This is a genomic window from Pseudodesulfovibrio cashew, from assembly GCF_009762795.1.
Taxonomy (GTDB): Bacteria; Desulfobacterota; Desulfovibrionia; order Desulfovibrionales; family Desulfovibrionaceae; genus Pseudodesulfovibrio; species Pseudodesulfovibrio cashew.
In genome coordinates, this window is sequence record NZ_CP046400.1 from 911,355 (window position 1) to 932,494 (window position 21,140).

General features: G+C 63.4%; 18 protein-coding genes. 9 read left to right on the forward strand and 9 right to left on the reverse strand.

From position 1 onward, the window contains the following. Window positions 1–32 precede the first annotated feature (32 nt). Together GM415_RS04030 and sfsA are read right to left on the reverse strand one after the other, a co-directional pair. Window positions 33–887, reverse strand: a complete 855-nt coding sequence (locus GM415_RS04030; protein ID WP_158946546.1) for a DMT family transporter — start codon at window positions 885–887, stop codon at window positions 33–35. Beyond that, complete coding sequence (gene sfsA / locus GM415_RS04035; RefSeq protein ID WP_158946547.1) at window positions 884–1,612, reverse strand: DNA/RNA nuclease SfsA; 729 nt, start codon at window positions 1,610–1,612, stop codon at window positions 884–886. The genes GM415_RS04030 and sfsA overlap by 4 nt, the downstream gene beginning before the upstream one ends. A gap of 130 nt (window positions 1,613–1,742) precedes the next feature. Between sfsA and GM415_RS04040 the strand changes: the two genes are divergently transcribed. Further along, complete coding sequence (locus tag GM415_RS04040) at window positions 1,743–2,993, forward strand: HDOD domain-containing protein (protein ID WP_158946548.1); 1,251 nt, start codon at window positions 1,743–1,745, stop codon at window positions 2,991–2,993. Between the two features lie 157 nt (window positions 2,994–3,150). On the opposite strand, the gene GM415_RS04045 is transcribed toward GM415_RS04040, so the two are convergent. After that, the gene (locus GM415_RS04045) at window positions 3,151–4,935 is read right to left on the reverse strand and encodes a motility associated factor glycosyltransferase family protein (protein ID WP_158946549.1); all 1,785 of its coding nucleotides are present in this window, start codon (window positions 4,933–4,935) and stop codon (window positions 3,151–3,153) included. A 148-nt stretch (window positions 4,936–5,083) separates the two neighbouring features. Here GM415_RS04045 and GM415_RS04050 point away from each other — a divergent pair, with 148 nt between their 5' ends. From GM415_RS04050 to GM415_RS04065, 4 genes are all read left to right on the forward strand, one after another. Further along, window positions 5,084–6,736, forward strand: coding sequence for an NAD+ synthase (locus GM415_RS04050; RefSeq protein WP_158946550.1), 1,653 nt, complete (start codon window positions 5,084–5,086; stop codon window positions 6,734–6,736). A 33-nt stretch (window positions 6,737–6,769) separates the two neighbouring features. Continuing rightward, window positions 6,770–7,252, forward strand: a complete 483-nt coding sequence (locus tag GM415_RS04055) for a hypothetical protein (RefSeq protein WP_158946551.1) — start codon at window positions 6,770–6,772, stop codon at window positions 7,250–7,252. Window positions 7,253–7,265: 13 nt separating this feature from the next. After that, complete coding sequence (locus tag GM415_RS04060; protein WP_158946552.1) at window positions 7,266–8,417, forward strand: geranylgeranyl reductase family protein; 1,152 nt, start codon at window positions 7,266–7,268, stop codon at window positions 8,415–8,417. A gap of 101 nt (window positions 8,418–8,518) precedes the next feature. After that, the gene (locus tag GM415_RS04065) at window positions 8,519–10,030 is read left to right on the forward strand and encodes a serine hydrolase (protein WP_158946553.1); all 1,512 of its coding nucleotides are present in this window, start codon (window positions 8,519–8,521) and stop codon (window positions 10,028–10,030) included. Here the strand turns inward: GM415_RS04065 and GM415_RS04070 are convergent. Next, window positions 10,017–11,720, reverse strand: a complete 1,704-nt coding sequence (locus GM415_RS04070) for a PP2C family protein-serine/threonine phosphatase (RefSeq protein ID WP_158946554.1) — start codon at window positions 11,718–11,720, stop codon at window positions 10,017–10,019. The two genes, GM415_RS04065 and GM415_RS04070, sit on opposite strands and share 14 nt — an antisense overlap. 176 nt (window positions 11,721–11,896) lie before the next feature. Between GM415_RS04070 and GM415_RS04075 the strand changes: the two genes are divergently transcribed. Further along, window positions 11,897–12,067 carry a helix-turn-helix domain-containing protein gene (locus GM415_RS04075; RefSeq protein ID WP_158946555.1) on the forward strand — a complete coding sequence of 57 codons (171 nt, stop codon included), beginning with the start codon at window positions 11,897–11,899 and terminating at the stop codon, window positions 12,065–12,067. A gap of 204 nt (window positions 12,068–12,271) precedes the next feature. Here GM415_RS04075 and GM415_RS04080 read toward each other — a convergent pair whose 3' ends face one another. Beyond that, window positions 12,272–14,065: an N-acetylmuramoyl-L-alanine amidase gene (locus tag GM415_RS04080; protein ID WP_158946556.1), complete on the reverse strand. Its 1,794-nt coding sequence runs from the start codon at window positions 14,063–14,065 to the stop codon at window positions 12,272–12,274. 160 nt (window positions 14,066–14,225) lie between these two features. Beyond that, entirely contained in the window at window positions 14,226–14,969 is a 744-nt protein-coding gene (locus tag GM415_RS04085) for a metallophosphoesterase family protein (RefSeq protein WP_242012345.1), read from the reverse strand. A 150-nt stretch (window positions 14,970–15,119) separates the two neighbouring features. Here GM415_RS04085 and GM415_RS04090 point away from each other — a divergent pair, with 150 nt between their 5' ends. Genes GM415_RS04090 through GM415_RS04100 form a run of 3 tightly spaced genes read left to right on the forward strand, consistent with a single transcriptional unit; the run spans window position 15,120 to window position 18,335 of the window. After that, complete coding sequence (locus tag GM415_RS04090) at window positions 15,120–16,886, forward strand: ABC transporter ATP-binding protein (protein ID WP_422393762.1); 1,767 nt, start codon at window positions 15,120–15,122, stop codon at window positions 16,884–16,886. A 58-nt stretch (window positions 16,887–16,944) separates the two neighbouring features. Then, entirely contained in the window at window positions 16,945–17,484 is a 540-nt protein-coding gene (locus GM415_RS04095; protein WP_158946559.1) for a chemotaxis protein CheD, read from the forward strand. Further along, entirely contained in the window at window positions 17,481–18,335 is an 855-nt protein-coding gene (locus GM415_RS04100; protein WP_158946560.1) for an HDOD domain-containing protein, read from the forward strand. Before GM415_RS04095 ends, GM415_RS04100 begins: the two co-directional genes overlap by 4 nt. Window positions 18,336–18,421: 86 nt before the next feature. Here the strand turns inward: GM415_RS04100 and GM415_RS04105 are convergent, their stop codons facing one another. Genes GM415_RS04105 through GM415_RS04115 form a run of 3 tightly spaced genes read right to left on the reverse strand, consistent with a single transcriptional unit; the run spans window position 18,422 to window position 20,894 of the window. Then, window positions 18,422–19,084 (reverse strand): peptidylprolyl isomerase, encoded by a 663-nt coding sequence (locus GM415_RS04105; RefSeq protein WP_158946561.1) that lies wholly within the window; start codon window positions 19,082–19,084, stop codon window positions 18,422–18,424. Between the two features lie 56 nt (window positions 19,085–19,140). After that, complete coding sequence (gene aroE, locus GM415_RS04110; RefSeq protein ID WP_158946562.1) at window positions 19,141–19,956, reverse strand: shikimate dehydrogenase; 816 nt, start codon at window positions 19,954–19,956, stop codon at window positions 19,141–19,143. 11 nt (window positions 19,957–19,967) lie between these two features. After that, window positions 19,968–20,894 (reverse strand): ACP S-malonyltransferase, encoded by a 927-nt coding sequence (locus GM415_RS04115; protein WP_158946563.1) that lies wholly within the window; start codon window positions 20,892–20,894, stop codon window positions 19,968–19,970. Window positions 20,895–21,140: the final 246 nt, after the last annotated feature.

Here is a 21,140-nt window from a genome sequence, read left to right on the forward strand (position 1 = left end):
TACATGGCCCCGCAGTTTTGGGCAAGGCACTGCTACACTTTGCCCGGCCTGGACGAGCCCAGGTAGATGCCGATGAGCGCCAGTCCCACGCCCACAAGCTCCACCGGCGTGGAGACCTTGTCGAACAGGAGGGTATCCCAGACATAGGACAGGGTGGGCTGAAGCAGGAGAATGAGGCCCACCAGGGAGGTGCGCACCCGCTGCATGGAGCGGGTGATGAAGTACCAGCCCCCGGCGTGGCAGCCCAGGCCCAGGACCCCGACCGCCGCCAGCGACTTGAAGCCGGGGAAGGCAAAGGATTCGCCCTCGGCCAGGGCCAGCCCGCCCATCAGAACGGCCGTGCACAGCGCCACGGCGCAGGCCAGGGCCAGAGGGTCGGCCCCACCCTGGCTGACCGAAAACTTCAGGCTGAGCAGGTACAGGGCATAGGCCAGCGCCGTGAGCAGGCCGAAGATGATCCCGAGCTTGAACTCGGGAGAAAAGGAGTCCCAGGACACCCCGACCATGCAATACAGACCGGCCATGGTCAGGCCCATGGCCAACAGGAAGGACGCCGAGACCCGCTCCTTGAGAAAGACGATGGAGACGCAGGCCAGGATGACGGCCTGAAAATTGACCAGCATGGTGGCCAGGCCGGGCCCCACCAGGCCGATGGAGCGGTGCCAGAAGAAGAAGTCGGCGGCAAAGAACACGGCGCTGAACAGCGACCATTTCCAGATGCGCCGGGTCAGCAGGTTCAGTCCGCCCGTGCCCCAAAGGAGGACGAACAACCCCAGCCCGCCCCCGGCCAGACGGTAAAAGCCGACCACGTCCGGCGGCATGCCCGCCAGCGTGACCATGATCGAAGCAAAGCTGATGATAATCGCACCGAGAACCAGACCTGTCATGGACGCACCACCTTGAGCCGCTTTCCGAGCGAAATGCCGCTCTCATCCACGTTCGCCACGTAGGGCCAGGCTTCAACGCCCTTGTCCAGGGCCTGGTAAAACAGCTCCGCATAGACCGGGTCGATCACGTCGGCCGGACCAAAGCAACCGCCGTCAGGACGCTGGACCAGAAAGAAAAGCGCCACCCGCGCCCCTGTCTTTGCCAGGGCCATGAGCTCGCGCAGGTGTTTCTGCCCCCGCTCGGTGACCGCGTCCGGGAAACAGGCCACGTCGTCCTCGACCATCGTCACGTTCTTGCACTCCACCCAGAGCTCGCCTCTGTCACCGGAAAGATGGGCGTCCAGGCGGCTTTGCCCCACCTTGGCCTCTTTCCTGAAATTGGCATAGCCCTCCAGCTCGGGAATGGCCCCGGTCTCCCAGGCGCGATGGAGCATGCGGTTGGGCGTGAGCGTATTCACGCCGACCCACGCCCCGCCGAGTTCCAGGGCCTCCAGAGTGTACTTGAGCTTCCGGTTCGGGTTGGCGGCGGGCGAAAGCAGCGCGGCCTGGCCGGGACGAAGCAGGCCGAGCATGGAGCCGGTATTGTTGGTGTGGGCCATGAGAGCCTCTCCGGCGTCCTTGCCGTCAAGAGCGGTAGCCTCCACCGTGAAACGCTTGTAGCGGCCCACAAAGGCGGCTCTTCGGCAGGGGCCGGGAAAAATCAATCTGCAAGCGGTGTTGGTCACGAGGTCTCCTTATCGGCCAAACAGCGGTTTCTCACCATTCCGCCGCCAAATCAAGCAGTATTGCCTTGTGAACAAGGGGATTATAGACTAAACCTGATACTGGCTACAGTTACAGCATAGGGAGACGCCAATGCCCATCATCGACATCGACGCCCTGGAACCGGGCATGATCCTGGACGAGGACCTGAGCACCTCGGACGGCAGGCTGCTCCTGCCCGGCGGGACCATGCTCACTGACGCGCACATCCGGACCTGCAGGGTCTGGGGCATCGCCGAGGCCCGAATCCAGGGGGATGAAGAAACACCTGGTGGCCCGACCTCCCTGGACCAGCTGGACCCCGAAGTGCTGGAGGCCTGCAAGATCATGGCCGCCCAGCGTTTCGTGCTCAACCCCCTCAAGCACCCCGCCGTCCAGGAGATGGCCAAACTCTATGTGCTTCACCAGGCCCGCGGCCTGAACGCGGAGCAGGCCCGCTGGATGCTCACGGCCAACCCCCATGACGACACCGTCGACTTCTTCGGAACGCCTGAGCGCCCCGCCCTGAACGTGGACCCCGCCGCCGTGGTCCAGCAGGAACTGGAGCTGGCCTCCCTGCCGGACATCTTCACCCAGATATCCGAGGCCCTGGAGAACCCGCGCAGCTCTGCCTCCTACGTGGCCGAGATCATCAGCCGGGACGTCTCCCTGGCAGCCAAGCTGCTCAAGCTCGTCAACACGCCGTTCTACGGTTTCCCCAGCAAGATCGACACGCTGTCCCGCGCCGTAACCATCGTGGGCACCAACCAGATCACCAACCTGGCCCTTGGCGTCTCGGTCATCGCCGCCTTCGACGACATCCCGGAAGAATACTTCACCCTGCGGGAGTTCTGGATTCACTCCGTGACCTGCGGCACAGTGGCCCGCCTCCTGGCGCACAAGGCCGGGCTCAAAGGCGACGAAAAATTCTTCGTGGCCGGGCTGCTGCACGACATCGGGCGCCTGGTCATGCTCAAGAATCACCCGAAGGAGTCCACCGAGGTGCTGCGCGAGGCCAAGGTGGGCCGCCGCGCGCTGGAAGACGTGGAACTCTCCCTGTGGGGGTGCACCCACGCCGACATCGGCTGCGAAATGCTCAAGGCCTGGCACCTGCCCGAGTTCCTGGGCCAGATCATCTGCCACCACCACCATCCCCAGCATGGGGTCCACCCTGAAGAGGCCTCCGTGGTCCACCTGGCAGACTTCATCACCCACGGGCTCGGCATAGGAGCCTCGGGCGCGTCCCTGGTTCCCAGCCTCAACGAAACGGCTTGGAATACTTTGAATCTCTCCACCAAGGATCTCTCGGAAATCTGCCACGTGGCCGAACGCCAGGCAGCAGACGTCATCAAGGCGTTTTTCTAGAAGCCCCCGCCGGGAGATTTCGCCACGGGCTCCATGCCAGACGGATGGGGAAAGGGACTGCGGACGCAAGCCCGGCCTTGGAATTCTCTTCTTTCAGGCAACACAGACAATTACGTCAGATTGCGAGCGCGGAACAAGAGCGCCGAAAGGCCCGAACTCACCGAAATCTTCGGCAGGCCTGTTCGCTCTCGTCCAGAAGGGCCAGCACTTCACGGCCCATCTGCTCCAGGTGTTCAAAGTATTGGCGATACCCCTCGGCCTGTGCGGCAGGGCCTCCCTCGAAGACCAGGCGATGAAAATGGCGGTTGTCGAAGCCGGGATGGCGCTCGACCAGGAAGGTCACTCCACTGCCGTCCAGTTGCTCGAGGATGGCCGCCCCTTTGATGAGGATCGCCGGGGTCCGGTCTCGAAGCACCTCTTCAGCGGCCCGGAGAATGGCGGTCCAGCTCGCCCGTTCATGGCGGACGTGCTCCAGAGCGAGGTCCGGGCGGCTGCTTGGGGGTTCCGGCTTGAACAGGTCGGCCAGGGCGCGGGAAAAGGAGGCCTCGGGCAGAACGGGTTCGCTCTCGAAGCGGATGCCCGGCCCGTACAGGATGCTCTCCCTGCTGGTGTTCACGCACTCGATTCCGGAGAGGCGGATTTCCTCGGCCAGCCAGAGGGCGGCGTCACGGAAGTTCGGCGTGGTGTACAGGGTTTGCCCGAAAGGCGTGTCCACGGGATAGAGCTGCGGGTGCTGGTTGATGAGCGCCCGCCGCCTCGATTCGGGTGCGTGATTGGTCGCCCCCTTGGCGTAGGCCAGCTTCCAGGGATCGGGCGAGGCGAGCTGTCCGCCCGCAATGACGCACCGCGCGCACCCCAGATGGCGGGCCAGAGAAAAGGCCGTGGTGATCACCGAACCGTGCAGGTCGAGGTCCTCGCGGGGCGGAAAGATGTTCGGCAGGTGCTCGCCGAAGAGGTACTTGACCCGGAACCGGTCCCGGCCCAGGTCGGAGAGGCAGTGCCCCACCAGGATGGTGCCGGGCTGCTCGGGAATGTGCCGGAAGACCTCGCCCGAGCTGAGCGAGGTGTCGTTGATGACCGTGAAGTGGGGCCGGATGCCCGCCTCGGCCAGGGGCTTGAGCGCGTTGTTCACGCAGATGACCACGGCACGGTCGCGGTTGGCCCGGATGTAGTCGAGCTTTTCGGTCAGGGCCGGTCCGGCGGCAACCAGGATGGCGGCGTGCCCCTTCAAACGATTCCTGAGCTGCCGAATGCCGGGCCGCGAGAGGTAGTCCGGGATGTTCTCGTAGGCGTGGACCTGCTGGTCCCAGGTGAGCTTGCGCTTGATGGACCGGATCGGGCGGGAGAGCTTCATCAACTGGCCGGTGAGCGGGTAGACCGCGTGGCGGAAGTGGAGAATCTCCAGGTATTCCGTCACGGCGGCGGCCCAGGATTCGTATTCGGCGGCGATGCGCCCGGTCTGGAAAAAGGCGGGGGTGCCCCGCTCGAACACGCCGGAGGGCAACTGGTCCTGAAGCGCCGGGGCAAAGGAACACGGGTCGCCAAGGAAGAGGAAGGCATTCTGCCGCGCCAGGCGCGTGGCCGGGACCGCCTCGAGAAATTTCGCCAACGCCGCCTCGTCCGGTTCGAAAAGCAGGACCAGGGCGGCGGGATCATCCAGGCAGGCCCGGAGCTCGGGCGAGTCCGCCGCGCCGAGGAACACGGTCAGCCCGGTGACGGCCAGAGCTTCGGCCACGGTCAGACCGGGCTCGAAGAAATCGAAAACCGCGATGGACTTGTCCGGGAAGGGACGGCGGTAGTTGTGATTCTCGAACCGGCAGAACTGGGTGTGGTCCCTGTAGGCGTGGGGGCCCGGGTCCGCTTTGTCTCCCTGTCCGGGCGCATCCGCCCCCCGGCTGAGGATTCCCAACTCGGCCAGGGCAGTAAATGTGGGGTTTTCCATAAAGGTGTCGGAGCGTTGTTGCCGGGTTGCGTTCAGGGCCGTGACCGTACCCGAAAATGGCCTCCCCTGTCGTCGATGTCAAGGCCGCGACATCAGGCGGGGCAGATATCCTGTTGCCCGAAACCCGGCTTTGGCGTAGGTAAACCGCATGAAGATAGGCGTCTTGCAACTCAATCCAGTGGTGGGCGATCTGGCCGGAAACCGGTCCCGGATCGCCGAGGCTGCCCGCCGGGCCGCCGCGTCCGGCGCGGACTTCTGCGTCACTTCGGAGCTGGCCCTGACAGGGTATCCGCCCCGAGACCTGCTGCTCTACGAAGGATTCGTGGACAAGGCCCGCCTGGAGGCCGAGGCACTGGCCTCGGAGCTGGCGGACCTGCCGCCCCTGCTCCTGGGCAGCGTGGTCCGCAACGAATCAGGCCAGGGCAAGCCGGTGTACAACTGCGCCCTGTGGTGCGAAGGCGGGGAAATCCGCAAGGTCGTCCGCAAGACCCTGCTGCCCACCTACGATGTCTTTGACGAGGCCCGTTATTTCGAGCCATCGCCGCCCGGCGACCCGGAGGCGAACATCATCCGCTACCAGGGCATGATCATCGGCGTGACCATCTGCGAAGACGCCTGGAACGACAAGGATTTCTGGGAAAACCGCATCTATACCCACGACCCCCTGGAGGAGATCGGACGGCACGGCGCGGACGTCATCGTCAACCTCTCGGCCTCGCCGCTCTCCCTGGGCAAGCAGCAACTGCGTGAGCGCATGCTCGGGGCCGTTGCGCGCAAGTACGGCGTGCCCGTGGTCTACGTAAACCAGACCGGCGGCAACGACGACCTGGTTTTTGACGGGCGCTCCTGCGGCTTCAAATCCGACGGCCAGCTCATGGCCCGCGCCCCCGGCTTCGAGGAAGCGGTCATGGCCGTGGACATCACAACCGGCGGAACCGTAGCCGAAGACGACTTCTGCCGCGAGGCCGAGACCTGGCGCGCCCTGGTCACCGGCACCCGCGATTACGTGCTCAAATCAGGATTTTCCAAGGGCATCATCGGCCTGTCCGGCGGCATCGACTCCGCTGTCACCGCCGTGGTCGCCGCCGAGGCACTGGGCCCGGAGAACGTCATCTGCGTGCTCATGCCCTCGCCCTACTCCAGCAAGGGGTCCATCGACGACTCCCTGGAACTGACGGCCAACCTCGGGGTCAAGACCCTGACCCTGCCCATCGAGCCGATCATGGACGCCTTCACCGAGACCCTGTCCGAGGCCTTCGAGGGCTACTCGCCGGACACCACCGAAGAGAACATCCAGTCGCGCATCCGGGGCAATCTGGTCATGGCCCTGTCCAACAAATACGGGGCCCTGCTGCTGACCACGGGCAACAAGAGCGAGCTGGCCGTGGGCTACTGCACCATCTACGGCGACATGTCCGGCGGCTACGCGGTCATCTCCGATGTGGACAAGACCGGCGTCTTCGGCGTGGCCCGCTGGTACAACGACCACGTGGCCCCGCACATCCCGGAGGCGATCATCACCAAGCCGCCGTCCGCCGAGCTCCGCCCCGACCAGAAGGACGAAGACTCCCTGCCGGACTACGCCACCCTGGACGCCATCCTGGCCCTGCACATCGAGCGGCACAAGTCGCGCGACCAGATCGTGGCCGAGGGCTTTGCGCCCGAGGTGGTGGACCAGGTGCTGGGTCTTGTTCGGTTCGCCGAATTCAAGCGCCGCCAGGCCGCTCCCGGCATCAAGCTCACGCCGCGCTCCTTCGGCACGGGCTGGCGCATGCCCTTGGCCTGCAAGCGGGAGCTGTAGGGAACGGGCCGGGCGCGACCGCGAGAGGACACCATGGCAGCAGCAAGACGCAAACGTAGCGAGGAGTGGGCCAGGAACATCATCCTGATCCTCTGCGCCGTGGGTGCCATGGTCATCTTCTTCAACCTGGATATCGTGCGCCAGGGCGATTCGGTGTTCAACCACACGGGAACGGCCAAACTCTATTTCCGGGGCGATCTGACGGAGAGGGACTTCAGCACCAAGGAAGTCGACCGGCTGCGCAAGTACGTGAACGCCTACGCCAAGATAGTCACCTCGGCCACTGTCGAGACCACGATTCAGGACCGCTACAAGGGAGTCACCCCACAGTCCGAGGTGATCTTCGAGGTCCGGCTGATCATGCGCGACGGGGCGCGGATCACCACCCCGGCGCGCCGGGCCAAGCGGTCCGAACTGGTCCGCGCCATACTTCTCAAACTGGACAAGGATATCGACGCCTACCGCCAGTTGAAGAAGGAAGGCAAGGAAATGAAAGGACTGGTCAACACTTCATAATTCTCTCTGACCCATGGGCAATCGATACGACGTCATCATATGTGGAGCCGGTCCGGCCGGAGCCACCGCCGGAACAGTGCTGGCGCGGCAGGGCCTGTCCGTTGCCCTGTTCGACCGCGCCCGATTTCCGCGAAAAAAACTTTGCGGCGGACTGCTGACCTGGAAATCGGTCAAGCTGCTGGAAGCCGTGTTCGGAGAAACCCCGGAATCAATGATCCGGTCCGGGGTGATTAACCACGTCTCCGAATACTACTCCATCCGCACCTTTGAGCACGGTCTGGCCTCGGGTCGGCTTCCCTATCCCTTTCACTTCACGGACCGGACGCGGTTTGACGACATGCTGCTCGGCCATGCCCGCGCAACCGGAGCCGAGGTTTTCGAAGATGAGGGCGTGACCGCCTGTGATCCGGAGAAGGGGAGCGTGACCCTGGCGTCAGGCCGGACCGTCTCCGCCCGCCACGTGCTGGGCGCTGACGGCGCCAACTCCGTGGTCCGGTCCGCGTTTCCCCGATTCGATCGGGACCGCTTTCGCCGGAACATGGCCCCGGCCCTGGAAATATCCCTGCCGCCGGAAGACTTCCCCAGGCCCGTGGATCACCCCGAACTGATCGTGGGCATCCTCGACGCGGGCTACGGCTGGGTCTTCCCCAATAGGGACAGGGTGATCCTCGGGATCTGCGGCCTCAGACGCAAAAAAGAGAATTTTTCCGAGCTGTTCCGCGCCTACCTGACCCGGCTTGGCGTGGACATGGACCTAGTGCCCGCCCTGCACGGCCACCCCCTGCCCTATGGCAATTACCTGGGCGCCCCATTCCACCAACGCGCCCTGCTTGCGGGAGACGCCGGCGGCTACGTGGAACCCCTGTTCGGCGAAGGCATCTTCTTCGCCCTGTGCACCGGGTTGTATGCCGGGGAGGCGCTGGCAGAGAGCCAGGCGAACCGCGTCGACCCCGGACCGCGTTACGCCAGACGGCTGCACCGCCAGATCATCCCCGAACTGAAGGCCTCGGACCGCCTGCGCTGGGCCCTGTTCCAGGGCATGCGAATCGCCGGACCTGGCTCCCTGAGCCTGTTCGTCAACGCCGGGGCCACGCGGTTGGCCGAGATGGTCCACGGCATACGCTCTTATGCCTGGCTCCGCCGCAAGGAGTGGGATTTCCTCTAGAAGGCATGCGCGCGACAGGCAATGCCGTTCGCCCGCGATTATCATTGATTTCGCGCTGATGGACGGGCAACGTGGGCAGAACAATGCATTGGAGGTTTCCCATGGTCGCTCGCCCGCTTCGCTTCACTTTCGCCCTTGTTTTCGCCCTGATTCTTCTGTCCGGCACTGCCGCCGCCGGGGCCTTCGAGGACCGCCTTTCCGGATTCGAACGGTATGGGGTCAAGGGCATGAAGGACTGGAAGGTCCCGGGAATGGCCCTGGCCGTGGTCAAAGGCGGCGAGGTCGTCTACGCCGAGGGGTTCGGCACCCGACGCTTTGGCGAAGACCTGCCCGTGACCGGGGACACGGTCTTCCAGGTGGGGTCCACCACCAAGGCGTTCACCGTAGCGCTCATGGCCACCCTGGTGGACGAAGGCAAGGCGGACTGGGATGATCGCGTGGCCGAACTCGACCCGGCTTTCATGATGTACGACCCCTGGGTGACACGGGAATCCCGTATCCACGACCTGTTCGCACAGCACAGCGGCATGCCCGCCTACGCGGGCGACGCACTGAGTTTCCTTGGTTTCGGGAGGCGGGACATCGTCCGTTCACTGCGCCACGTCAAGCCCATCTATTCCTTCCGCGACAAGTTCTCCTACGTGAACAACCTGTTCGTGGCCGGGGCCGAGGTCGAGGAACGGCTGACCGGCAAATCCTGGGAAACCCTGATGCGGGAGCGCATCCTGTCCCCCCTTTCCATGACCGATTCCTCCCTGACCGAAGCGGGGCTGACAGGGAACACGAACAATGCCTCGCTGCACGTGCTGGTCAATGGCACGCCCAGCCCCATCGAGCCTGGCTCCATGCTTGCGGCATGGCCTTACGTCTACGGACCGGCGGGCGGGCTCAATTCTACGGCCCGGGACATGGCGCGGTGGGTTGGGGTGCAGTTGGGACGCGGGGAGTTCGCCGGGGCGAGGCTGTTCAGCCCGAAGGCCGCCGATTACATGCACACCCCGCAGACGCCTGTCTTCGCAGGGGATTTTCACGGCGCATACTGCCAGGGCTGGATGCGCAGCGAGTTGAAGAAGACCGTGGTGGTCTGGCACAACGGTGGCACCTCGGGCATCAATTCCTTCGTAGGCTTTTCGCCCGAACTGGACCTGGGCCTGGTGGTGCTGACCAACCTGGGCGGGCACAAGCTCGCCGACGCCCTTGGCCTCCAGTTCTTTGACCTGATGTCCGGAGTGGAGAGCGACTGGAGTGAACGATTCCTCAAGGAACGCGCAGCAGCGGAAAAGGCCGAGGCCGAAGAAGCGGAGGCGACACCGCCCAGCCTGCCGGGCCTGCCACCGGCAGCCTACGCGGGTACATACTCAAGCCCGGTTTACGGAGAGATGGCGGTCACGGCGGAGCGCAACCGGCTCATGGTCCGGTTTGGCAAGGACAAGCGGGTGGCCATCAGGGTCCGCCACCGGACCATGCACACCTTTGCCGGGGACTGGCCCGAGATGGACCCGGACTCGCCCGAGTACCATTTCGACTTCGACGTGACCCCGGACGGGGACGTGGCCTCGGTGACCATCAGGGAATTGCACTACGACGGGCTGGCGGTGTTCACGCGGAAGTGACGCCGTCCGTTGCCTTCTCTTCCGGACAAGGGACGGCCTCTTCGCCCGAGCCGTACTTGACCACCACCAGGGTGATGTCGTCGTCGGCCCTGGCCCCGTCCGTAAAAATCCGAACCGCTTCAAAGACCGCGTCCAGAATGTCTTTGGCCGATCCCCGGGCGTTGTCGCGCAGGACCTGGCGGAACCGCGCCTTGCCGAACATTTGGCCGGACGCGTCACGCGATTCCCAGATGCCGTCGGTGCCGATGGCGATGATCTGGCCCGGATGGACCTCGCCCGAGGCTTCGGGATAGGTGGAGGTACCGATGACGCCCAGGGGGAGCCCGGCCACATCAGCCCCCAGTTCGGTGAAGGCGTCCTTGTACGGGCAGTAGATCAAGGCCGGATCATGCCCGGCGCGCACCCAGCGGGCAACGCGCTGCTCCGGATCCAGGTTGAGATAGAACAGGGTCATGAACCGGCCCGAGCCCTCCAGGTCCTCTGAAAGGTGGCGGTTCATCTCGGTGACGATCTGGGCCGGGGAGCCAGGCTGTCCCGCGCGCATGCGCAAAAAGCCCCGTGCCGTGGTCATCAGCAGTGCCGCGTCCACGCCGTGGCCCGAAATGTCGCCCACGGCCAGGGAGAGGGTCGGGTGTTCCGGGTCGAGCCCCTCCAGATAGTCGAAATAGTCGCCGCTGGCCACTTCCGAGGCCACGGAGGCCCCGGCCACGTCCAGGCCGGGGATGCTCGGAGCGCGCTCCGGCAGCAGGCTCTTCTGGACCTCGCCCGCGAGCTCCAGGGCCTTCTTCTGCTCGGTCAGGTCCGTGACGAAGGCCACGTGCCCAAGAAATTCGCCGTCCTCCCCGAGCAGGGTGTGGGCGTTGACCAGCACGGGTACCACTCGACCGCTCCTGTGGATCATGGACCCTTCGAACCGGCGATGCATCTCCATTTTGAACCGCTCCCGGTTGGCCTCCAGAAAGCGCTGGTACTCCAGGGTGGCAAAGTCATGGGGGCGTCTGCCCAGGAGATCCTCCCGCGCATACCCGAGCATCCGGCTATAGGCCTCGTTGACCTCGCGGATGTTCAGTCCGGCATCCATGAGCAGGTAGCCCTGGCCTGCGCCCTCGATGGTCCGGCGGAATTTGAACTCGTTCCGGGCGAGGGCCTGCTCGGCCTCCTTGCGGCGGGTTATGTCCAGAAGCACACCCTGATTGAACAGCGGAGCGCCGTCATCGCCGCAGATCACGGACGTGGCGTCCGATATCCAGCGGATGCCGCCGCCCCTGGTGCGGATGCGGTATTCCTGGGAGTACGTCTCGGCATTGCTGTCCCGGAAGCTGGAGAGTTCCTCGCCCATGCGCTCGGCGTCTTCCTCCATAATGATATCCCTGAACGTCAGCTCGCCCGAAAGAAACTCCGCAGCGGTGTAGCCCCACTGGCTGACGTTTTCCGAGACATAGACCAGCTTGGCGTCCTCGTTCGCCTCCCGGCGGAAAAGCACCGCCGGGGAGTGCTCCACGATGAAGTTGGCCATGCCCAGGGCCTCGCGAGCCCGCTGCATGGATTCGATCCGGTCCAGGCATTCCGCCCGCTCCTCGGACCCGCTGGACCTGAGCTCCTCCAGCGCGCCCTCGCTGGCGGCGAGCCGCAGTCGCAGTTCCGCAACCTCGCGGATCAATTCTTCCCTGGTGCTGTCTTTTTCCTTCATGCCGCGCTCCGCCCGGACAGGGCGGCCTCCTCCCCTTTTACCACTCACTATCCCGCGTCCAGCCAAAGATCAAACAGGGAATTCGCCGCGCCGATCATTTTTCACTTGACATTCTGACCATTTTTAGGAATGAATACTGTTATCAGCAAAACAACACGGACTCGAAGGAGAAAATAATGGAAGCTAAAGTACTCGAAGCAATGCGTGACGCAGGCAAGCCGGTTCGTCCCGGAGATGTGGCCAAGGCCCTGGGCGTGGACAGCAAGGACGTGTCCAAGGCGATCAAGTCCCTCAAGGAAAACGGCCAGGTCATCTCGCCCAAACGCTGCTATTACGAACCCGCCTGATAATTTTTCGGATCAAAGAAGAGCAACACCCATCACACTCTCGCCCTTCAACCTCCAAGTCTGCGAATCCCCGGTCTCATGCCCCCGAGACCGGGGATTCCCGGTTTCAGGGCACAGATGCATGAATAAGCCACCAGAAAGACAGCCGAAGAGAGGCCTCCCGCCATGAAGAGACCCTGAAAACCGACCCGTCCCGAGCCCGCCCTAATTCATGGCGTAGCGTTCGATCTTGCCTTTGTAGGCCTTGACGCCCTCGACGATGCCTTGGGCGAGGTACTCCAGGTAGGCCTGGGACTTGAGGCGGCTCGCCTCGCGCTTGTTGGTGATGTAGCCAAGTTCCACCAGAACCGAGGGCATCTTTGCGCCCATCAGCACGTAGAACGGAGCCTCGCGGGTGCCCTGGCTCTTGAGCGACCACTTCTTGCGCACGCGGCTCACGGTGCTGACCTGGACATCCTTGGCCAGATCGCGGCTCTCCTTGATCTTGGAGCTGACCATCAGATCGGTGAGGATGAACTGGAGGTCGGAGATGGAGCGCGGGTCCACCGCGTTCTCCCTCGCCGCGATGCGCACGGCGTCCTTGGACTTGGCCAGGTTGAGACTGTAGGTCTCCAGGCCGTTGACGCTGTGGTTGCGGTTGGCGTTGCAGTGGACGGAAATGAACAGGTCCGCCTTCTTCACGTTGGCCATGGCCGTACGCTGCTCCAGGCGGATGAAGGTGTCCGTGCTCCGGGTATAGAGCACATGGAACCCCTTTGCCTTGAGCTTGCCGCCAAGCAGCTTGGCGAAGCGCAGGTTGATGTCCTTTTCGCGCAGGCCGTTGGCCACCGCGCCCGGGTCCTTGCCGCCGTGTCCGGCGTCGATCATGATCGTGCGCACGGTGAGGCCGAGTTGCTCCAGCAGGTCGCCCGACTGGGCCTTGGAACCTTTGGGCGGACGGTACTTGCTGTCCTTGGCCGACCGGACTGGCTCGCTCTTGGGCTTGGCGGCCATTGCGGTCGGGGCGGGCGTGCCTTCGCCGGGCGAATAGACGTCGATGACGATGCGGAAAGGGTTCTCCAGGGGAAATATCTTGTACTCACGCATGGAGAGGAAATCGAGGACCACGCGGGTGGTGTCGGATGTATATTGGCCTGTGCGGATGGACCGCAGGATGCCGTCCGAGACCTGGGTCGAGGCGGTCACGTCGTTCCCCAGCCTAGAGCCCTGGAGGTCGATGTAGAGACGGTGGGGGCGGTTGACCTTGGGGTTGGGGTCAAGCACCTGGTAGCGGTACTTCACTCGATCATCCAGTTCCAGCACAACGCGCGTATAGTCGTCGCTGGACCGGTAACGAACCATGTCGAGATGGGCCAATCCGGAGGGGTCCTTGGGGCTGGTCTTGGGCGAGGGTTTGGGCTTTTTCGCGGGAGCGGCATTGACCGTCGCGCCGGAATCGCCGCCCTTGGCCTCGGCGATGGCCTGATTGTACTTGCCCAGGCGGCGCAGATAGGTCTTGGCCTTGGCGTGCATGTCCGATTTGGGGAACTCGACGATGATCTTGGCCAGGTCCCGCCTGGCGTTGCCGTATTCCTTGAGGCGACGGGCATAGATGTCGGCCCGGCGGTAGAGGCAGTCATCGGCCCAGCCGTGGCGCGGATAGCGCGAGACCACGCGGCCGAAATAGTCCGCCGCGCGCCGGAAATCGGACTTGAGCCCGGACTGGACTCCCAATTCCTCATGCACCCGGCCGATGTAATAGAGGGCCTTGGGAGCAAAGGGACCGTCAGGGTCCTGCTTCAGGCAACGGGAAAAGTTTTTTTCCACCGCTTCCCAGCTGGAGCGGTATTTTCGTTTCTTGGCGTTCTTGAGCAGGGCGTGGAAATCGGAGTGCCCCACAAGGAAGTAGGAGCGGGCCGACTGAGCGAGGACAGGAGAGGCTGCCAGCAGCGACGCGGCGAGAATCAGGAACGGCAGCGCCCTGGAAATACGAAAAAAATGGGGGTGCAGTGCTTTCATGTCTAAAGCCATTGGAGCAACGCGTTGGAATCCTCGTAACATGACCGCCCGTTCGGGCGTACCTCTGAGCCTGGAAATTGTCCGCATTCTCCAGAAAAATCTAAAAAAAGTCCAGAAAAGAATGAGCCCGGACGCGCCGGGCCCCGGAAAGCGCCCCGGATCACGCCAGTCCGGTGCGCAGCCATCCCGCCCAGTCCTCCCGGCCGTTGCGGGCGGCCATGGCAGCAGCCTGCTCCCAGTCGTAGCGCACGGCGACGAACTCGGTCCTCCACCCCTGCTCTTCCCGGTAGATCAGCGCATACCTGGCGTGGGGTGAGCCCGAGGCCATGGCGTGGGGCGGCGTGTCGTCGTCGTAGGCCGGCAGCCCCACACTGCCGGGATTGACCACGGTCACTCCGCCGCAAACCGTCTCTCCCTGGAGATGGCTGTGTCCGGCCAGGACCAGGGAGCATCCTTCGGCTCCGGCCTTCAGGTCCTTGCCGATCTCCTCGCAGTTCCGGGGCACAGGCAGGCCGGTGGAGACGTCCTCCAGTAGATAGGCCGTGTCGTTCGCCGGGGTGCCGTGGCAGAGCAGGACTGAGTCCATGACCAAGGTGGGGGACAGGGAACGGAGCCAGTCCAGCCCCGCCTCGCCGATGGCGTCCATCGTGGCGCGGAATGTCGGCACGGAGGCCCATTCCGGGCCGTTCTCCAGCAGGACCCGGTCCTGATTGCCGAGGATGGCGGGCATGTCCAGGTCCTTGAGAAGGTCCCATGTCCCGCCCGGGTCAAGCGGACCGTAAAAGGTGTCGCCCAGATTGACGAGCCGGTCCGCGCCGCGTCGGGCGGCGTCGTCCAGCACGGCGCGAAGCGCCAGGGAATTGCCGTGTATGTCGGCCAGTACGGCCAGAAAAGGATGCGTCATCATACTTCTTATTTTCGATCAAATCATGGGGAAAGGCAACCCGCATTTCGCCCTTCGGACCCCTTTGCCTTTACTAACGCCAGCCAACCCTTTAAAGAATGCTTGCGGCGCATGCCGCGACAATCGCGCCCGTCCGAACAAGGAGATGTTTTGGCCCGACAGCGAGACCTGCACTACATGGGCAACCGGTACATGCTCAAACGGAGCATCGGATACTTCGGCCCCTACAAGCTGCGCGTGACTTTTGCGGTCATCGCCATGTTGCTCTACGCTCCTATTGCGCCGGCCCTGGCCTGGCTCACCAAGTACGTCACCGACAAGGTGCTCATCGCCAAGGACATGGACATGCTCAAGCTGTGCATCGCCGGGCTGGTCACCCTCATCGTGCTCAAAGGCATCCTCCAGTTCTGCCAGGTCTACGTCATGAACTCCACCGGCATTCTGGTGCTCAAGGACATGCGGCGCGACCTCTTCGACAAAATCGTCCGGCTGCCCATGCCGTTTTTCGCCGAATCGGAGATCGGCATGCTCATGAGCCGCATCGTCAGCGACGTGGTGGCCGTGCGCCAGTGCCTGCCCAGCGTGATCATGTTCATCCGCCAGGTCTTCACCCTCCTCGGCCTCATCGGCATGGTCATCTACCTGGACGCCCATCTCGCCTTCTGGTCCCTGGTGGTCATGCCCGCCGCCTTGTACCCGCTCATCTGGTTCGGCAAAAAAGTCCGCAAGTACGGACGAAAAATGCAGGCCGAACTGTCCGGGGTCAACGTGGTTCTGGAGGAATCGTTCTCCGGAATCAAGGTGATCAAGGCCTTTGCCAACGAACTGCGTGAATCTCGCCGCTTCGACAAAGAAAACACGAACCTGGCCAAGGCGATCATCCGTCAGATCTTCTACAGCGAGAGTTCCTCGCGGGTCATGGACTTCGTATCCGCCGGAGCCGGAGCCACGGTGCTCTGGATCGGCGGCTCCCGCGTCATCGGGGGCCAGATGACTCCCGGCGACCTGACCGCCTTCCTGGTCTGCCTGGTCCAGCTCTACGAGCCGATCAAGAAAATCAACATGTCCAACAACCAGATCCAGCAGGGACTGGCAGGCGCCGAGCGGGTTTTCGACATTTTCGATTCTCCGCGTATCCAGGTGGAGGACGAGGGAAGCGCACGGTTTGACGGTGATTTCAGGGAGTTGTCCTTCGAGGATGTCCACTTCACCTATCCCGACGCACCCAAGCCCGCGCTCAACGGCGTCTCCCTGAGAATCGAGGCGGGGCAGCGCGTGGCCATCGTCGGCCCCAGCGGCTCGGGCAAGACCACCCTGGTCAACCTCATCCCCCGATTCTATTCGCCCCAGCAGGGGCTCGTCCGCCTTAACGGCCTGCAGCTGAAGGACTATTCCCTATCCAGCCTGCGCATGGGCCTGGGGCTGGTCTCCCAGGACACCTTCCTGTTCAACGACACGGTCACGGCCAACATCGCCTACGCCCGCGACGAATACGAACGGGACGAGGTGGAGCGAGCCGCCAGAGGGGCCTTTGCCCATGACTTCATCATGGAGATGCCCGACGGCTACGACACCGTGGTCGGCGAAGGCGGAGTAAAAATCTCCGGCGGCCAGAAGCAGCGGTTGACCATCGCCAGGGCGATCATGAAGAACCCGCCGCTGCTCATTTTGGATGAGGCCACTTCGGCCCTGGACACCGAGTCCGAGCGGGTGGTCCAGAAGGCCCTGGAAAACCTCATGCAGGGGCGCACCTCCATCGTCATCGCCCACCGCCTGTCCACCGTCCTCAACGCGGACGTCATCGTGGTCATGGAACAGGGCCGGGTGGTAGCCAAAGGCACGCACCGGGAACTGCTCGAATCCTGTTCCCTGTACGAGCGGCTCTACCGAATGCAGTTCGAAGATTCAGCGGAATAGCCCCCGATCGAAACAAGGGGACTGACAACCCCGCCGCAGTGGGGTATCCTCGCCAAACATGACCAGGGAACCGGACCATACAACGCCCCAGCCCGTCGGCTGCGAGGCATCCACTGCCAAGCGGGAGCCGCTCGTCGTCAATATCTCGGACATGAAGCTGTCCAGCGATTCCGCCGACGTTATCGTCACTTACTCCCTTGGGTCCTGTCTCGGGGTTACCGCATACGACCCCGTGCTCCGTATCGGGGCCATGGTCCACTGCCTGCTGCCATCCCCAGGCGCCAACAGGGAAAAGGCCCGCAAAAACCCGTTCATGTTCGTGAACACGGGTGTGGCCACCATGGTGCGAAAGGTCATCGACCTGGGCGCAAAACGCGAACGCCTCATCTTCAAGGCGGCGGGCGGGGCCAACATGCGAAACGATACGCTGTTCAATACGGGCCGAAGAAACTTCGAGGCCCTGGAAAAATTGCTTGAACGCAACTCCGTCACCCTCTCCGCCCAGGACGTGGGCGGGACTATCCCGCGAACCCTGTTCCTCTATCTGGATACCGGACGGGTGGTTGTGCGTTCTTTCGGCAAGGAGAAGGAGTTATGAGCAGACGGAATGAAATCCTCGATCAGGTCTCCAAGGTGGTGGCAGTGCCGTCCTGCTCCCACATGGCGTCCGGCCTGCTCGGCAATCCCGACGCCGACTTCAGGGAGCTGGCGCGCGTCATAGAATATGACCCCGGCCTTACGGCCAACCTGCTCAAGGTTGTCAACGCCTCCTTTTTCAGCGGCAGCCGCCCGGTGCGCACGGCCAGGGAGGCGATCATCAAGCTCGGCACCACCCAGGTCCTCCAATTCGTCATCTCCACGGGCGTGGCCCCCTCCTTCGTGCAGAAGATCGAGGGGTACGACCTGGCCCCGAACATGCACCTCCAGCACTCGGTCTCCGTGGCCATGGCAGCCCGCGAGCTGGGCTCCATTCTCTCCATGGACGTCCCGGACTACACCTTTACCGCTGGCCTGCTCTCGGGCATCGGCAAGACCCTGCTCGGCGCGTATGTGGACGTCAACGTCCAGTCCATCCTGGATTTCGCCCTCAGAGACGGCCTCAGTTTCGACCAGGCCGAGGACATGGTGCTCGGCATCAACCACGCCGAACTCGGCGGCATCGTGCTCGAATCATGGGGCCTCCCGGAAGAACTCACCCGCGTAGTCCGCCATCACCTCCGGCCCGACGAATACGACGGGGTGGACCCGGTCCTCGACCTGGTCCACATCGGCAACGTGCTGGCCAAGATGATCGGCGTCGGGCTGGGCGTGGACGGTCTGAACTACATCCCCTCCCAGAAGGTGGCCGAGCGGCTCGGACTCTCGCCGGACGTCCTGGACATGGCCGCGGCCAACGTGGTGGTGGGACTTGAATCCGTGCGTAGCCTGTTCATGGAGTGCGTAGCCTAGGCGGAAGTCCTTCGCGCAGCCACAGCCCCAAAAAAACGGACGCCGGGATTCCTCCCGGCGTCCGTTTTTTTTGCTGAATGACGGCCCTATTTCGCTCGGTAGACCTTGGTCAGATAGATGGGCTTGAGCGGCACGTCCTTGTACATGCTGCTACGGCCCGTTTTGACCTTGAGCATCTCTTCGACAACCTGCATGCCCCGGATGACCTTTCCGAAGGCGCAGTATCCGGTCCGGCTGGAATACTCGTCACGCTCAGCGTATTGGGGAACAGAATCCCGTGAGTTGAGCGCGGGATTGTCCAGGACGTTGAAGAAGAACTGGCTGGTGGCCGAGTTGGGGTCCGAGGTGCGGGCCATGGAGATGGTCCCGGCCTTGTTCTGCAGTGCCATGGCGCTTTCGTTGATGATGGGCGACCACAGGGGGCGCTTCATGCGCATGGGCGGAACGAATCCGCCGCCCTGGACGATGTTTATGGAGGAAAGCGGATTATCCTTGTTGACCTCCTGCTGCACCACCCGGTGGAAGATGGTGCCGTCGTAAAAGCCTGCATCAACATAGCGCAGAAAGTTTTTGACCGTGACAGGTGCGTCCTTGGGGTAGAGCATGACGATGATCCGACCCATGGAAGTTTCCATGATGACCACGGGATTGGGTCCGGCGGCCTCGCTGTTGGCGGGGACCAGGAGCAATCCTGCCGCCAGCAGGCAAAGCAGGGTCAGAAAGCAACACTGTTTGAAAAATGCATTCATGATATTCACCTTCAAGATTGTTTCAGGCGGCAGGATACGGATTTCGAACGGTTCTTTCAAGACCGCTTTCCGGCCAGGGCATCCAGCAACAGGACGCGCGCGCATTCCTCATCCATATTCAGGCGGGTCCAGAGTGCGAACTGGGCCAGCCCCTGATGCAGAAACATCTCCAAACCGGAAACAGTGGCGCAACCGGCCTCCCTGGCCTCGCGCAGAAAACGGGTTTCCAGCGGATTGTAGACGATGTCGTAGGCGATGCATCCGGCGGGGAAGCGGTCCGCGTCCCACGGGGTCCGGTCTTCCATGGCACCCGCCATGCCGAGCGGCGTGGTATTGCAGATGAGTCCCGGAGCATGGTCCATTCTGTTCTCCCAAGGGATAGCACGGACGTTGAAGTCCTGCGCCAGGGAGTCGGCCTTGGACGCGGTCCTGTTGGCCACGGCCACATCGCCGATTCCCAATTCAAGGAGCCCGGCCACAGCGGCCCGGGCCGCGCCTCCCGCACCCAGCACCAGGGCCGAGGCGGGGCGAGCCAGCTTCCTGAGAGGGGCGACAAGGCCGATGACATCGGTGTTCTCGCCGCACAGCTCGCCGCCGTCCCAATACAGGGTGTTCACCGCACCCACGGCCTTGGCCCGGTCCGTGATGCGATCAAGGAACTCCATGACCGTCCGCTTGTGCGGAATGGTCACGCTCACTCCCCGGATGTCATCGGTCCGGACACGCTCAATGAAGGCGGAGAGTCCCTCAGGCTCCAGGGGCCAGGCCTCATACCGGGCGTCCAGGCCGAATTGCCCGAAGCCCCAGTTGTGCAGGACCGGACTCATGGTGTGCCCCAGGGGATAACCGATAATGCCGTACCGGGCGGTCATGGCGTCGTCTCCTACAGGGCCTCGGCCTGTTCCAGGCTGGCCACCGCCTGCCCGGTCCAGTCGTCGCCCTCGCCTTTGAGGTTGGGGGTGAGCAGCTTATACAACACGCCCTTGGGGCCAACCTCAACGAAGGAACGCACGCCGGAGGCGTAGAGCCCTTGCAGAGTCTGGGTCCAAAGCACGGACGAAGTCATCTGGCTCTGCATGATTTCCAAGATCTTGCCGCTGTCGGCCTCGGGCTGCGCAGTGGCGTTGTGGTAGACAGGGAAGACGGGCGCGTTCCAGGCAAGACCCTTAAGATACTCGGCGAACTCGTCTGCCGCCTCCTGGATGAGCGGGCTATGGAAGGCGCCGGACACGGCCAGGGCGATGGCACGGCCCTTGGCTTCCTTCACCTTTGCAGCGGCGGCATCCAGGGCGGCCTTTTCGCCGCTGATGACGAACTGGGCCGGAGAATTGTAGTTGGCGATACGCAGTTCCGCGCCGGTTGCCCCGGAGGCGTCCTCGACAATCGCCTCCACGGTCTCCCGGGCGAGCTTGACCACAGCGGCCATTCCGTGTCCCTCCTGTCCGGCCTCGGCCATGAGCCTGCCGCGCAGAGACACGGCCTTGACCGCGTCCTCGGCGGAGAGGACGCCTGCTGCGGCCAGAGCGGCAAATTCCCCCAGGCTGTGCCCGGCCGCAGCCACAGGGGCAAGCTTGTCCTTGATGGCCAGCCAGAGCGAGAGATTGGTCACTGTCAGGGCGGGTTGCAGGGCGCGGGTGTCTGCCATGTCGGCGGCTTCGCCCTCCCAGTAAATTTCGCGCAGGGGCAGGCCGCATTCAGCCTCGGCCAGTTGCCACAGGCCCATGGCCTCGGCGTTGGCTTCGGCCACATCGCGGCCCATGCCCTTTTCCTGGGATCCCTGGCCGGGGAAGAGTATTGCTATTTTGGTCATGATGATCTCCTTGAATGTCGGTGTACGACAACCGTGTGTGCGGGATAACTAACCGTTATCCTCCCTGGCCGCAAGTGAGGCTCCTGTAGGGAGAAGTCTGTCTGGACAGCAGGACCAGACGCCCGCCCGAGCCGCAATGACCACACGGGCTGGTTGACAGTAATTTTCACAACGCGGTAGGGGGAGGAGTGCGGGGTTACTTTACCGGAAATCATGGCGATATTGCCCTGCTGTTGAAAGGGGAAG

Bases quoted from the DNA above. Each gene is read 5' to 3' on its own strand.
- GM415_RS04055 (WP_158946551.1), top strand. From the start codon at position 6,770: ATGGCAGCAGCAAGACGCAAACGTAGCGAGGAGTGGGCCAGGAACATC.
- aroE (WP_158946562.1), bottom strand. From the start codon at position 19,956: ATGACCGCCCGGTACGGCATTATCGGTTATCCCCTGGGGCACACCATG.
- GM415_RS04095 (WP_158946559.1), top strand. From the start codon at position 16,945: ATGACCAGGGAACCGGACCATACAACGCCCCAGCCCGTCGGCTGCGAG.
- GM415_RS04075 (WP_158946555.1), top strand. From the start codon at position 11,897: ATGGAAGCTAAAGTACTCGAAGCAATGCGTGACGCAGGCAAGCCGGTT.
- GM415_RS04065 (WP_158946553.1), top strand. From the start codon at position 8,519: ATGGTCGCTCGCCCGCTTCGCTTCACTTTCGCCCTTGTTTTCGCCCTG.
- GM415_RS04105 (WP_158946561.1), bottom strand. From the start codon at position 19,084: ATGAATGCATTTTTCAAACAGTGTTGCTTTCTGACCCTGCTTTGCCTG.
- GM415_RS04070 (WP_158946554.1), bottom strand. From the start codon at position 11,720: ATGAAGGAAAAAGACAGCACCAGGGAAGAATTGATCCGCGAGGTTGCG.
- GM415_RS04050 (WP_158946550.1), top strand. From the start codon at position 5,084: ATGAAGATAGGCGTCTTGCAACTCAATCCAGTGGTGGGCGATCTGGCC.
- GM415_RS04115 (WP_158946563.1), bottom strand. From the start codon at position 20,894: ATGACCAAAATAGCAATACTCTTCCCCGGCCAGGGATCCCAGGAAAAG.
- GM415_RS04030 (WP_158946546.1), bottom strand. From the start codon at position 887: ATGACAGGTCTGGTTCTCGGTGCGATTATCATCAGCTTTGCTTCGATC.
- GM415_RS04085 (WP_242012345.1), bottom strand. From the start codon at position 14,969: ATGACGCATCCTTTTCTGGCCGTACTGGCCGACATACACGGCAATTCC.
- GM415_RS04060 (WP_158946552.1), top strand. From the start codon at position 7,266: ATGGGCAATCGATACGACGTCATCATATGTGGAGCCGGTCCGGCCGGA.
- GM415_RS04045 (WP_158946549.1), bottom strand. From the start codon at position 4,935: ATGGAAAACCCCACATTTACTGCCCTGGCCGAGTTGGGAATCCTCAGC.
- GM415_RS04040 (WP_158946548.1), top strand. From the start codon at position 1,743: ATGCCCATCATCGACATCGACGCCCTGGAACCGGGCATGATCCTGGAC.
- GM415_RS04100 (WP_158946560.1), top strand. From the start codon at position 17,481: ATGAGCAGACGGAATGAAATCCTCGATCAGGTCTCCAAGGTGGTGGCA.
- GM415_RS04080 (WP_158946556.1), bottom strand. From the start codon at position 14,065: ATGAAAGCACTGCACCCCCATTTTTTTCGTATTTCCAGGGCGCTGCCG.